Origin of the sequence: Flavobacterium sp. CFBP9031, from assembly GCF_034044945.1 — a bacterium.
GTDB lineage: Bacteria > Bacteroidota > Bacteroidia > Flavobacteriales > Flavobacteriaceae > Flavobacterium.
The window spans coordinates 133,177-146,082 of sequence record NZ_JAXCWF010000014.1; the positions used below are offsets into that span (position 1 = coordinate 133,177).

A 12,906-nucleotide genomic window follows, 5' to 3' on the forward strand; every position below is an offset into this window, starting at 1 on the left:
ACAGATTGAAAATTTTTAGAAAGGATATTTTGAAGGGTTTAATGATGTATTAAAAACGGACAAAATAAATACCTTTTTTATTTCTTCATCAAGAAAATAAAAGATGATAAAAGGAAATTTCTTAGTAGGAAGACCACGATAATCTTTATATCTAATCTCAAAAAATGGATTTCTAGATATTGTATCTAAATGTTCATCAATAACTTGATAAAAATATTCACCTAAACCAATTTGTTTAGACTCATAATAATCAATCGCATCTTGTATATCAGCAAGCGCTCTTGGCTCTATTACAACTTCAAAAATCATTTTTCAGATTTAAAACGCAACTGCTTTTTTGCTTCATTCCAAGGAAGAAAATCATCTGCTTTTGAAGTTGATCTTCTTTCATCTAACAAATTTTTCATTTCTTCGCTTACAGAAAATTCATTAATTACGGTTTCATAATTAAATTTCTCTATCAACTGCATAAAGAATGACAATTCATTATCGGGAATATTTAAAGTGATTTGTGTCATTTTTATTGTTATTGAATAACAAATTTACAAAAAAGAAAACGAACTACTATTTTAATTATTATTTTTAACCAAAAAGTAAAACCGTGACACGAAAATATATCCTTCCTTTATTTCTCTTAGTTCAAATTATTTTTTATAAAATCCTGCCATTCTTTCCTGACTTTGTGGAGGGGTTTTATAGCAAAAATTTATTCGTTAGAATTTCTCATTTTTCAAGAACAATCTTAGGTAAAATTCCTTTTTCTGTCGGCGATATTATTTATGCTCTTTTAATGATTTCTATAATTAGTTGGTTTTGGGAAATTAGAAAAACTTGGAAAATAGATTGGAAGGATCATCTTCTTAAAATCTTAGGCAAGATCTCTGTCTTTTACTTTTTCTTTCACCTGCTTTGGGCTTTCAATTACTATCGTAAACCTCTTTTTGAAAAAATGGAAATCAAGAGAGAATATACTGATGCTGATCTTTTGGCTTTCACTAAAAGATTAATTGCAAAGACGAATGAAGTTCAGTTTCAAATTACAAAAAATGAAAGCTCTAAAATTGTTTTTCCATATTCACAGAAAGAGTCATTTAACATGATATTAAACGGTTATGATAATTTAGCAAAAGAACATCCTTATTTTAAATACAAAACATTAAGCGTAAAAAAATCACTGTTTAGCCTTCCTTTAACTTATATGGGATTTGGCGGTTATTTAAATCCATTTACAAACGAAGCGCAAATTAACGACTTATTGCCAATGTACACTTTTCCACTAACTACATCTCATGAAATGGCACATCAGATTGGTTTTGCAAGTGAAAGTGAATGTAATTTTATTGGCCTTTTAGCTTCTGTTAAAAATGACAATTTATATTATCAATATGCAGGATATAGTTTTGCATTACGCTATTGTCTAGGAATCTGGCAATTTAAAAACGAGAAAATTTTTGAAATACTAAAGAAACAAGTAAATACTGGAATTTTAAAAAACTATCAAGAAGACCAAGATTTCTGGAAAAAATATGACACCTTTATAGATAAAGGTTTTCATTTTCTATGGGATAGTTTTTTAAAAACAAATAACCAAAAAGATGGAATGAAAAGCTATAGTAAGTTTATCGATTTGACGATTAATTACTATAAAACAAGAAAATTATAATCCAACTGTAACAAAAATGATTTCATAACTACTAATACATTATGAGTGAAAATCTAGAACAGTCATTTGTTGCGCAGCTTCAGGCAAATCAGAATATAATCCACAAGATTTGTAGATTATATACTGCTGGCGAAGATGCTCATAAAGATTTGTTTCAAGAAATCACCATTCAGCTTTGGAAAGCTTATCCAAAATTTAGAGGCGACAGTAAATTTTCGACTTGGACCTATCGTGTTGCCTTAAACACAGCCATTACCTTATACCGAAAAACCAAAAGAACTATATCGACGGTAGATTATGAAAATCATCAGCATTTTGTAAAAGATGTTGACTACAATTATGAAGAAGAGGAGCAGATAAAACTGATGTATAAGGCAGTTTATCAATTAAATGACATCGAAAAGGCATTAGTTTTTATGTATTTAGAAGACAAAGATTATCAAGAAATAGCTGAAACTTTAGGAATCAGCGAAGTGAATGCGCGCGTGAAAATGAACAGAATTAAAGGGAAACTTAAAAAAATACTAAATCCTTAAAAATTATTATGAAAGAACTGGATTTACTAAAAAAAGACTGGCAAAAGAACTCTGATTCTTTTCAACAAATTTCTGAAAATGAAATCTATAAGATGATTCATAGAAAATCATCTTCAATTGTAAAATGGATTTTAATCATCAGTATTTTGGAGATTTCGTTTTGGACTTTTTCCAACTTGTTTATCAATACAGATGATGTATTGCGAAAAATGAATCATCCTGAAATAGTAACAGCTTTAGAGTTTCTAACCTACTTTAATTATGTTGTTGTATTGATTTTTGTTTACATTTTCTACAAAAACTACAGAACAATTTCGACCACAATAGCAACAAAATCATTGATGAGCGCTATTTTAAAGACCCGAAAAACAGTACAGTATTATGTTTGGTATAATCTCGGAATGATTGTAATTACAGCAATTTTAAGCTTCTTTATTGCTTTTGTCTACAATCCAGATATGGAGTTTCTTAGAGAAAAATTAGCGATGAACGGAAAAGCCATGTTTGTTACTATAGGAATATTATTCCTTGTAATTTTAGGTTTCTTTGGATTATTCTGGTGTTTTTACCGAATTATTTACGGAACACTTTTACGCAGATTATACGCTAATTACAAAGAGTTGAAGAAGATAGATTTTTGAAAAAGTTTTTAAGGTTCTGAGATGATGCTAAGGTTCTAAGTTTTTTGAATTAAAAACTCTTACGCTACGGAACAAATAGATTTGTCACCCTGAGCGAAGTCGAAGGGCACAAAGTTAGGCTTCGACTTCCCTCAGCCAGACAAAAACTTTAAACAAAAAAACTATTCTAATAATCCCAACGTCTTAATTTATTCAGTTCTTCTTGCGCTTTGATTTCTTCAGCAGGAATAACTTTTAAAAATGAAGGATGCTGTTCGATTGCGTATTCTACTTTTTCTACAATTTGTTCGATGGTATCGTTTTCATAATCAATATCAAGAGGCTCTTTTATAATGAAGGATTGTAGAATTCCTTTTTTCTTCATTCGAAGTCCTTTTTTGTCAAACGAACGACGGAAACCGTCAATTACAATAGGAATAACGATTGGTTTGTGTTGTTTGATAATATGAGCCGTTCCTTTACGAACTGGTTTAAACGATTTTGTTGTTCCTTGCGGGAAAGTAATAACCCAGCCGTCTTCTAACGCAATTCTGATGTTTTCTGTATCGTTTGGATTTACATCACGCTTTTCTGTAACATCAACACCTTTAGCACGCCAAGTTCTCTCAACGGTAATTGCGCCAACATAAGCTAAGATTCTTGGCAGTAATCCAGCCTGCATGGTTTCTTTGGCTGCTACGTAATAAATATTCATTTTGGGCTGCCACAAATAGCCAATATTCTTAATAGTGTCTTGACGCCCCGATAAACTGGCGTTAAAAACATGAAACATCGCCACAACATCTGCAAAATAAGTCTGGTGATTGGATATAAATAAAACATTAGTATCTGGGAGCGTTTTAATAATTTCAGATCCTTCAATCTGTAATTCATTAAAACCTCTATACCTCCTATGAGTCATGGCACCGAGAACTCGGATTAACCATTTCTTGATGAATAATATATGCCCAAAAGGATTTCGTTTAAACAATCCCATAACTAATTTATCTTATTTTTTTGTTAGGTCGCAAACATACAAAAATTATTCTTTTAGCAACACTTTAAAACAATTTCTCCAAATAACAGTTATACAAATGAATATCAAATCATTAAATAAACTTTATCAAATTTCTTTTGCAATAGCGACATTCAAAACATCGCGCAATTCACTCAAAATCATTGCTGTGGCACCCCAAACAACGTGATTTTGAATATTAAAGGCAGGAACTAAAATATTTGCTCCGTAAGAAGTTGATAATCTGGCTTCAATAATTATATCATCATTTAAAAAAACAGACAAAGGCAGTTCGATAATTCCAGCCACTTCTCTTATATCGGGATAAAAAGAAAGTTCTTCTGTGGCAATTCCTAAAAAAGGATGCACCAAAAAATTACTTGGCGGAATATACATCGGAGAAAAATGTTTAATTATATTTATTTTATCTCTCGTTACTCCAACCTCTTCATGCGTTTCTCTAAGTGCAGTGGTTTCAAAATTAATATCTTCCTTTTCATATTTTCCTCCTGGAAATGCTATCTGAGCAGAATGAACGCCATCATAAGCATTTCTAACAATCAAAACCAAATGTGTTTTTTCCTGTTTTGGATAAAACAGCATCATTACTCCCGCCATTCTGGCGTTTAATGCATCAATATCAAGATTTTTTAATCCCTCTATACGCTCTTTTGGAGCCATTTTTAAGTGTGACGTCACTGCTGGTAATTCTAGCGGAATTATATTGGGAACATATTTCAAAAAGTCTTGAAAATTCATAATCAAAGCTTATTTTTGTATTTTCAAATAAAACATAAATATACTCCAGAAAACGCAGTACCGCAAGTTTTCTAATCTTAAAGCCAAAAAAAATGTACAGCAGAGAAGAATCGCAAAGAATAAAAAGAGAATTTTGGGTAGCTTTTGCCGAAAAATACCCTCGCAAATGGGTACTTTACGACACTAAAATCAAAGATTTTTCTTTTAAATTTTATGTAGATAATAAGAAAGCGCAGGTTTTAATTGATATCGAACACAGAAGCGATGAAAAACGTATTGCCTACTTTGAAAAACTTGAGGCTTTAAAAAATATCCTAGAGGAAGAATTTATCAAAGATTTGGTTTTTGAAAAAAATTATACTCTTGAAAGTGGTAAAAATATCAGCCGAATTTGGGTAGAAAAACTTGGCGTTGGTTTCAGCAATAAAAATACTTGGGATACTATTTTTGATTTCTTTAACGAAAACATGCATGCTCTAGAAATGTTCTATTTAGAATATGATGAGTTTATTAAGGATGTGGATTCTTTGTAGTTTCTGAGATCCTAAGACATTGAGCTTTTTTATATAGCAAACCCGACAGATTTTTAAAAACTGTCGGGTTTATTATTTTATTAAATTCAAAAGACTTAGAATCTTAGCATCTCAGAAACTTAGAAACTTAGACAGTAATAATATTATAAACGATGATATGATCATCATAATTAATATAAAGCTGTTTTCTATAATCTTGTTTTTTTCGTGTGATAATTGACAGCTTGCATTCTTTCCCATCATTATCTTTGCACATAAAAGAATATACAATATCTGTGTCGTTTTCTTCTCTTTCAATATAATCTAAAATACTGTAAAGCTGGATTTCTTGAGAATAAACTACAATTCTATGTTTATTGGTATCTAAAACAACCGAAAGATTTACTAAATCTAGATTGGACCACTCGCCCCATTTTCCTCTTTCATTTTTTTGTAGAACGCTAAATCCTGAAGTTTTAAAATGATATGATTGACTTTTAGCTTGTTGAAGGCCTAACACTAAAAAAAGTAATAGTATATATGTGCGTATAGAATTCATAGATTATTTCTTGCAGTCAATTAAAACTCAAATGTAGTCTTTTCTTTGGATGCGACTTCAAATTCGGCTATCATTTGTCGAATAATTTCTTCAACCGGCAAAATTTCATGAATCAGACCTGCAACCTGTCCAATCTCCAATTCTCCCTCATCCAAATCCCCTTCAAACATTCCTTTTTTGGCTCTTGCGCGTCCTAAAAGATGAACCAATTCTTCTTTAGAAGGACATTTTTGATACAAATCCTGAACATCCTGATAGAACTTATTTTTTACTAATCTTACAGGAGCCAATTCTTTCAAAGTCAACTGAGTACCTCCTTCTATAGTATTAACTATCGTATCTTTAAAATTATTGTGTGCCGAAGATTCAAAAGATGCTGCAAAACGGCTTCCGACCTGAACACCATCTGCGCCTAAAACCATTGCCGCAAGCATTCCTCTTCCTGTCGCAATTCCGCCCGCTGCAATTAAAGGGATTTGTATTTTTTCTTTCACCATCGGAATCAAAGTCAACGTTGTGGTTTCTTCGCGTCCGTTATGTCCGCCTGCTTCAAAACCTTCTGCCACGACAGCATCAACACCAGCATCTTGCGCTTTTAAAGCAAAAACACTGCTGCTTACCACGTGAACAACTGTAATACCTCTTTCTTTCAAAAAAGAAGTCCAAGTTTTCGGGTTTCCTGCAGAAGTAAAAACAATTTTAACGCCTTCATCAACCACAATATTCATAATCTCTTCGATGTTAGGATATAACATCGGAATATTGACACCAAAAGGTTTGTCTGTTGCTTTTTTACATTTTTGAATGTGTTCTCTAAGAACTTCTGGATACATAGAACCTGCACCAATAAGTCCTAAACCTCCTGCATTACTTACCGCCGAAGCCAATTTGTAACCACTATTCCAGATCATTCCACCTTGAATGATTGGGTATTTTATATTAAAGAGTTGGGTAATTTTATTCATTAAAACTATTGCTTGATTATTTTTCCTGTCTTATGCAGATTATCACCATCAAAACTATAAATGTAAAGTCCGCTTTGAAGTGATTGCAAGGAAAGAACTGGATTTGAATTATTAATTTTTTCTTCGATTAATTTTTGCCCTAAAATAGAATAAATAGTTACCGATGCGGTATTGCTTTCATTTAAAAAAGAAAACCAAACTTCACTCTTTGCAGGATTTGGATAGACCAAAAATGAGGTTTCAGCTATAAAATCATCTACCCCTAATGCCGTACCAAAATTCGGAATTCCATATCCATAATTATTATCAGGATTCGCATATTTATCGGCAGAAGCCAAAATCATCTGTCTAATTTCTTGGTTTGTTTTTGATGGAAAAGCTTGCCACAACGAAGCCGCCATTCCTGCCATAATCGGACATGAAAATGAAGTTCCGCTTGCTGTACCAATAGTTCCATTTGCATCAGAAACCACAGTCGATGATCCTTGTGCCATTACATCAGGTTTTATACGCCCATCAGAACTTGGTCCGATCGAACTGAAACTAGATCGTACTTTGTTAGCTGTAACTGATCCAATTGCCAAAACAGATGCTGCATCGGCTGGAGCACCAATGTGCTTTTCAGGTTGAGTTCCTTCATTTCCAGCAGAAGCCAAAACTAATATTCCTTTACTAAAAGCGATTTCGGCACCACGCGAAATAAAAGTGGTAATTCCGTTCATATCGCTGTATGTATGATTGTACCTAACTTCATCTCGATCAAGGAAATATCCAAGCGAAGTCGTAATAATATCTACTCCCAAAGCGTCCGCTTTCTCCGCCGCTTCAACCCAAATTGATTCTTCAAGAGGATTCTCATCAGCAACAATTTCAGTTATAAAAAGATAGTAGGAAGCGTTTGGAGCCGTCCCTATTAAAGCATTTTCTTTGTAACCGCCCATTGTAGAAAGCACTTTCGTTCCATGATCTCCTCCTGTATAGAAATTAGCATTTCGAGTGGTAAAATCGTATCCTCCTAGAATTTTATTATTATTTCTAAGATTTTCAAATGGCTGAGCGGTATTGACACCTGGAAATCCAGCATCTAAAACAGCAATAATTTTACCTTCTCCTGTGTAGTTCTGTTGATGCAAAACCTGCCCATTCAACGTCTGAATTTGATTGGCAGAATTACCATAAGCATAATCAATAGCGGTTTGTATTTGTTTTTTCGTCTGATTGATTGCAGTTTCTGAAACTTTTTTTCCCGTAGTATTTAAAGTTCTATCTGCAAATTCTACTTTCTGAACAAAAGCTAACGCTTTTAAAGCATTGATATTAGCCTGAGTTCCCTGAATATGAAGTGCATTCAGCCATTTCGACTGTGCTTTTACCGTAATTCCTGTACTTGCGGAAATTTGATTAACATACGAGGTCTCTAACGGAGCATCAGTAATATCCAAAACGATATTTTGGTTCGTTCTTCGATCCAGAGCTCTTTGCGAAAGTACAGCTTGAGGATTGTCATAAAAAGCCTGTACATTAGGTTTTCCATTAAAATAAACCCATGCATCTTCTTGTGCAAATACTGTAAACGAAAGAAGTATTAAAAGAAAAGTAAAGTTACATCTCATTCATCTATACTTTTTAGGGATCTTCTCCCAAATAAAGTATAAAGCTAAGAAATTACTCCCGAACCAACTAATTCATTTTCTAAATACCAAGCAACAAACTGTCCTTCTGTAATAGCAGACTGTGGTTCTTCAAACTCTACGTACATTCCGTCTTCAAATTGATGTAAAACAGCTTTTTGAAGAGGCTGACGGTAACGAATTCTAGCCATCACTTCCATTTTCTCACCAGCTTTCAAAGTCATATCTTCTCTAATCCAATGAACTTCAGATTTTCCAACAAAAAGTGCTTTTTTAAATAATCCAGGATGTTGGCTTGATAAACCTGTATAGATAGTATTAGTTTCTACATCGGTTGCAATTACAAATAAAGGATCTGTTGTTCCTCCTACATTTAGACCTTTTCTTTGTCCAACTGTAAAATAATGAGCCCCTTGGTGTTTTCCAACCACTTTTCCCATTGTTGGAAGATAGTCTAGTTTTTGAGATTCTAACTTTAATCTTTCTTCCAAAGAAAGTTCAGCTGATTTTTCAGAAGTATAAATCGGATCATTTTTATCTACTTGAACAATTTTACCATCTTTTGGCTGTAATTTTTGCTGTAAAAATTCTGGAAGACGAACTTTTCCAATAAAACATAAACCTTGTGAATCTTTCTTTTCTGCTGTAACCAATTCCATTTCAGCAGCAATTTCGCGCACTTCTGGTTTTGTTAAAGCTCCAATAGGAAACAAAGCTTTAGATAATTGTTCTTGTGACAATTGGCATAAGAAGTACGATTGATCTTTATTATTGTCAACTCCAGCAACTAGTTGGTAAACTGGTTTTCCGTCTACCTCAATTTCGCTTTTTTGACAATAATGTCCCGTTGCCACATAATCCGCTCCAAGACTTAAAGCGATTTTCATAAACACATCAAATTTGATTTCGCGGTTACAAAGCACGTCAGGATTTGGAGTTCTTCCTTTTTCGTATTCGTTGAACATATAATCAACAATTTTTTCTTTGTATTCCTCGCTTAAATCAACAGTTTGAAACGGTATGCCTAATTTTTCAGCCACAAGCAAAGCATCATTACTGTCTTCCAGCCAAGGACATTCGTTAGAAATAGTAACAGAGTCATCGTGCCAGTTTTTCATAAAAAGGCCAATAACTTCGTATCCCTGCTGTTGCAATAAATACGCTGCAACACTAGAATCTACTCCACCTGAAAGTCCAACAACTACTCGTTTCATTTTGAAAAGTTTAATTTTTTAAGGTTGCAAAGGTACGCCAAATAATAGAAAATTTCACCATGGTTTTCATTACTTTAAGCAATCCCGCAGTAGATAAAACTTATTACTTTTTTAAGTACATTTAATCATCCATTTTTATTCTATGAAAAAATACATTTATAGCTTGTTTTTCCTTTTCGTATTAACTTCGTTAAGTGCGCAGCGATTCAGCGCATCTTTGCCAAATTATGAAGCATACAAAGCATTTAGAGGAAAACCTTTGTCTGATAAATTTTCGAATATTGAATCAGTAAAAGTCATTTACGATCTCAGAAAACAAAAAATGTATTATTTCAACAGCAGTATTATTTTGCTTCATTACGATTTTGTAGTTAATTATTTGGGATACAGCCATGATTTAGAAGTCTTCAATAATGAGAACTATAGCAACACTGAAAAGAATAGAGATTTTCTTCTCGGAAATTTAAATCACATTAAAGGAACAGACAAATGGATTTTTGAACTCGCTGCATCCGATCATATGCCTCTACCACTGATTGAACGTTTTTTTACTATGGTCAAAAATTCTACTTTTATTGGAGAAAAACTGAAATTTTATCTGAACAATCCAGAAATGATGAATTGGTTCCAACGTGAAGAATTCAAAATTCCATGCGTGAAATCTGATTATATTTTTGGAGAATTAAAATATCAGGAAGTTGTTCGCGGAAGTAGTATTGGGATTTTGCAGCAATACAAAATCAAAGATTTAGAAACTGTAAAACCAAGTTCTGACGAAATTATCATTCTGGACGGAACGCCTGATATTCTCCCAAATGTGCGAGGAATTATTGTAAATGAACTTCAAACTCCATTAAGCCATTTGGTTCTTTTAGGAAAAAACAGAAAGATTCCGATAATGGCTTATACGGATATTGAAAAAGACAACAACATCAAAAGGCTGCTTTCTAAAAAAGTAGAAATAAAAATTGAAGTCGATACTTTTTTCATTAAAGAAACCACTAAAAAAATTCCAACAAAGTCTCCTGGAAAAAAGAAAAAGCTAGTTATAGACAATAGCGTTACAGAATTGATCAATTTATCTGAAATTCCAAAAAAGGGAATAAACTATATCGGTTCAAAAGCACAAAACATGGCTTATTTAATTGCGATTTCTAAAGAGATTTCCTTTAAAGTTCCCGAAAATGCACATGCTATTCCGTTTTACTACTATACAAAGCATATTCAGAACCCTACTATTTCTGCATTAATTGCAGAGCTTTTAGCTTTCCCACAAAAAGATTCTGCGGTTTGGATTAATAAACAGCTTAAAAAAATTAGAGACGCTATCAAAAAAGAACCTATTGATCCTGAATTAATATCGAAATTGAATATTGCTTTTAAAGACGCCAAATTTAAAAACTTCAGATTTCGTTCGTCTACGAATGCAGAAGATTTAGATGATTTTAATGGCGCTGGATTGTACGATTCTAAAACCGGAATTTTAGGCGATTCGATCAAAACTTTCGAAAAAGCAATAAAACAAGTCTGGGCAAGTGTCTGGAATGAAGCCTCGTATAACGAACGAGAACTTTTTGGAATTGATCAGCAAAATATTGCAATGGGCGTTTTGGTACATCGCTCTTTTCCAGATGAATTGGCAAATGGCGTAATTATTACCAAAAATATATTTAGAGAAAACTTTCCTGGAATTACGGTCAATGTTCAAAAGGGAGAAAATTCGGTTGTGAAACCCGAAAAAGGAGAAATCTGCGAACAGTTTGTAGCCTATCATTTCAATGACGGTAAAGATGAAACCGATTTTGATATTGATTATACTTCCAATTCCAATTTGAATGATAATGAACCGTTATTGACTCGAAAAGAAATGAGTAAGCTATACGATGTCAGCAAAAAAATTGAAACCAAAATGTATCGCTATTGGCGCAAAAACCAATTTCATCCGGTAGATATTGAATTTAAAATTGTGGGCGAAAAAAGAGATTTGTACATCAAACAAGTCCGTCCATTCAACAATTAATAGAATACTAATAAATCTATTTCATTGCTTGCTGTGTTGATTAATACAATTCTAAAGTCGAAATCTTCAATCTTAATTTTCTGCTGAATTGATTTTCGTATTACTTCTGAGTTTAAAGAAAAATTATCGTCAAGCGGAATTTTCACATCTACAGAATTCAGATATTTTGAAGCTTTTTTATTGACAATAACCGAAGCGGCAATATAAAATCCGATAATAATAATTTGAAAAAACAGCAATAATTCAATCTTTTCAAACGGATACATGATGTCCAGAATTGACAATGTAATTGTGGCAAAAAGAAAGATGATAGCATTTACCGTGAAAGATTGTGTTCTAAATCGAAGTATCGAAAAAATAGCAAAAAGACCAAAACCAATTCCGACTCCAATTTCTATTTTGGTAAAAAGATAACAAAGGGAAAAAGTACAAAGTCCCACAATAACCATCAACGGATTTATAGTAGCATTATCTTTTCTGTTGGAGAAAAAATACAAAACCAAAATCGAAAAAAACAACAGTAAAAATCGTCCTAAAAGCTCTTGTAAATCCATTGGTTAGAATAAATTGGTTACTCAAAAGTAAACAATTTATTCTTTACCTATTTTATTTTTAAGGAATGAATTCTGAGCTTTTCAAACTATTATTTTTTTGGCGCTGGTCCTTTTTCAGAAGCTTTATTCGTGTTTTTAGGATCGCTCATATTTACTTCCTTCACTAATTTTCCTTTTTGGTAAAACTGCCAGATTCCAGCTTTTTTACCATTTATAAACTTTCCTTTAGAAGCAACAGACTTATCTGAATCATAAAAAACAGCTGCACCATTGTATTCATTATTTACAAAGTTCGATTCTTCAAGAAGCGTTCCGTCCTGCCCTATTTTTTTATAGGGCCCTTCCTTTAAACCATTTTTATAAGTCATCTCTTCCGCAATTTGCGCATTGGGATAATAAACAGTTTTTAAACCTTCTAATTTTCCATTTTTATAATTCTCAACCGCCATTAAAACTTTAGAAGCTTTATGGTAATATTTCCATTCCCCTTCGCGAGCTTTTCCTATCTCTTTTCCTTCGCTTACTTTGTTTTTATTTTGATCAAAAAAGACAGTATACGAACTTCCATCATTGGCACTAAAATCTCTTGTTGCTAAGACATCACCTTTTTTAGTATCATCAAAAAATTTAAAAACACCAGTTTCCTTTCCATGATCAAAATTTCCTTCGTAGCGAGGTCGTTTAGATTCAGCATAAGTCCCTTTCCAAAGTCCGTCTTTTTTTCCAGCCGCGTCAACTTTATTGGTTTCTTGAGAAAAAGCTGCTGTAGTAATTAGAAATAAAATCCAAATTTTTTTCATAAACTGTTTTTCTTTATAACATTAAAAAGCGTGTTTTATTATTGCAAAAGTATAACCA

Annotated in this window: 15 protein-coding genes; 5 read left to right on the forward strand and 10 right to left on the reverse strand. The window is 32.7% G+C overall.

Features of this window, described 5'->3' with window-relative positions; translation table 11 throughout:
• Window positions 1–15: 15 nt before the first annotated feature.
• A complete protein-coding gene (locus SOM12_RS20855) occupies window positions 16–309 on the reverse strand; it encodes a type II toxin-antitoxin system RelE/ParE family toxin (protein ID WP_320495250.1) in 294 nt (97 codons plus the stop codon).
• On the reverse strand, window positions 306–518 hold the full coding sequence (locus SOM12_RS20860) for a hypothetical protein (protein WP_320495251.1): 213 nt from the start codon (window positions 516–518) through the stop codon (window positions 306–308). Before SOM12_RS20860 ends, SOM12_RS20855 begins: the two co-directional genes overlap by 4 nt.
• Before the next feature lie 83 nt (window positions 519–601).
• Between SOM12_RS20860 and SOM12_RS20865 the strand changes: the two genes are divergently transcribed.
• Genes SOM12_RS20865 through SOM12_RS20875 form a run of 3 tightly spaced genes read left to right on the forward strand, consistent with a single transcriptional unit; the run spans window position 602 to window position 2,840 of the window.
• Complete coding sequence (locus tag SOM12_RS20865; protein ID WP_320495253.1) at window positions 602–1,663, forward strand: DUF3810 domain-containing protein; 1,062 nt, start codon at window positions 602–604, stop codon at window positions 1,661–1,663.
• Window positions 1,664–1,704: 41 nt separating this feature from the next.
• A complete protein-coding gene (locus tag SOM12_RS20870) occupies window positions 1,705–2,199 on the forward strand; it encodes an RNA polymerase sigma factor (protein WP_008462500.1) in 495 nt (164 codons plus the stop codon).
• Window positions 2,200–2,207: 8 nt separating this feature from the next.
• On the forward strand, window positions 2,208–2,840 hold the full coding sequence (locus SOM12_RS20875; RefSeq protein WP_095929939.1) for a hypothetical protein: 633 nt from the start codon (window positions 2,208–2,210) through the stop codon (window positions 2,838–2,840).
• A gap of 166 nt (window positions 2,841–3,006) precedes the next feature.
• On the opposite strand, the gene SOM12_RS20880 is transcribed toward SOM12_RS20875, so the two are convergent.
• A complete protein-coding gene (locus SOM12_RS20880; RefSeq protein WP_095929938.1) occupies window positions 3,007–3,816 on the reverse strand; it encodes a lysophospholipid acyltransferase family protein in 810 nt (269 codons plus the stop codon).
• Between the two features lie 126 nt (window positions 3,817–3,942).
• On the reverse strand, window positions 3,943–4,593 hold the full coding sequence (locus SOM12_RS20885) for a CoA pyrophosphatase (protein WP_320495257.1): 651 nt from the start codon (window positions 4,591–4,593) through the stop codon (window positions 3,943–3,945).
• A 92-nt stretch (window positions 4,594–4,685) separates the two neighbouring features.
• On the opposite strand from SOM12_RS20885, the gene SOM12_RS20890 reads away from it, so the two are divergent.
• A complete protein-coding gene (locus SOM12_RS20890; protein WP_095929936.1) occupies window positions 4,686–5,126 on the forward strand; it encodes a DUF4268 domain-containing protein in 441 nt (146 codons plus the stop codon).
• Window positions 5,127–5,253: 127 nt separating this feature from the next.
• On the opposite strand, the gene SOM12_RS20895 is transcribed toward SOM12_RS20890, so the two are convergent.
• From SOM12_RS20895 to mnmA, 4 genes are read right to left on the reverse strand one after another with little or no spacing between them, the layout of a single operon-like run.
• Window positions 5,254–5,664, reverse strand: a complete 411-nt coding sequence (locus tag SOM12_RS20895) for a hypothetical protein (RefSeq protein ID WP_095929935.1) — start codon at window positions 5,662–5,664, stop codon at window positions 5,254–5,256.
• A gap of 20 nt (window positions 5,665–5,684) precedes the next feature.
• Window positions 5,685–6,629, reverse strand: coding sequence for an NAD(P)H-dependent flavin oxidoreductase (locus SOM12_RS20900; protein ID WP_320495260.1), 945 nt, complete (start codon window positions 6,627–6,629; stop codon window positions 5,685–5,687).
• Window positions 6,630–6,634: 5 nt separating this feature from the next.
• Window positions 6,635–8,242 (reverse strand): S8 family serine peptidase, encoded by a 1,608-nt coding sequence (locus tag SOM12_RS20905; protein WP_320495261.1) that lies wholly within the window; start codon window positions 8,240–8,242, stop codon window positions 6,635–6,637.
• A 44-nt stretch (window positions 8,243–8,286) separates the two neighbouring features.
• Complete coding sequence (gene mnmA / locus SOM12_RS20910; RefSeq protein ID WP_320495263.1) at window positions 8,287–9,474, reverse strand: tRNA 2-thiouridine(34) synthase MnmA; 1,188 nt, start codon at window positions 9,472–9,474, stop codon at window positions 8,287–8,289.
• A gap of 142 nt (window positions 9,475–9,616) precedes the next feature.
• On the opposite strand from mnmA, the gene SOM12_RS20915 reads away from it, so the two are divergent.
• Entirely contained in the window at window positions 9,617–11,494 is a 1,878-nt protein-coding gene (locus tag SOM12_RS20915; RefSeq protein ID WP_320495264.1) for a PEP/pyruvate-binding domain-containing protein, read from the forward strand.
• Here the strand turns inward: SOM12_RS20915 and SOM12_RS20920 are convergent.
• Together SOM12_RS20920 and SOM12_RS20925 are read right to left on the reverse strand one after the other, a co-directional pair.
• Window positions 11,491–12,048, reverse strand: a complete 558-nt coding sequence (locus tag SOM12_RS20920; protein WP_250835384.1) for a DUF4956 domain-containing protein — start codon at window positions 12,046–12,048, stop codon at window positions 11,491–11,493. The genes SOM12_RS20915 and SOM12_RS20920 overlap by 4 nt on opposite strands.
• An 89-nt stretch (window positions 12,049–12,137) precedes the next feature.
• Window positions 12,138–12,848 (reverse strand): hypothetical protein, encoded by a 711-nt coding sequence (locus SOM12_RS20925; RefSeq protein ID WP_320495265.1) that lies wholly within the window; start codon window positions 12,846–12,848, stop codon window positions 12,138–12,140.
• Between the last annotated feature and the right edge of the window lie 58 nt (window positions 12,849–12,906).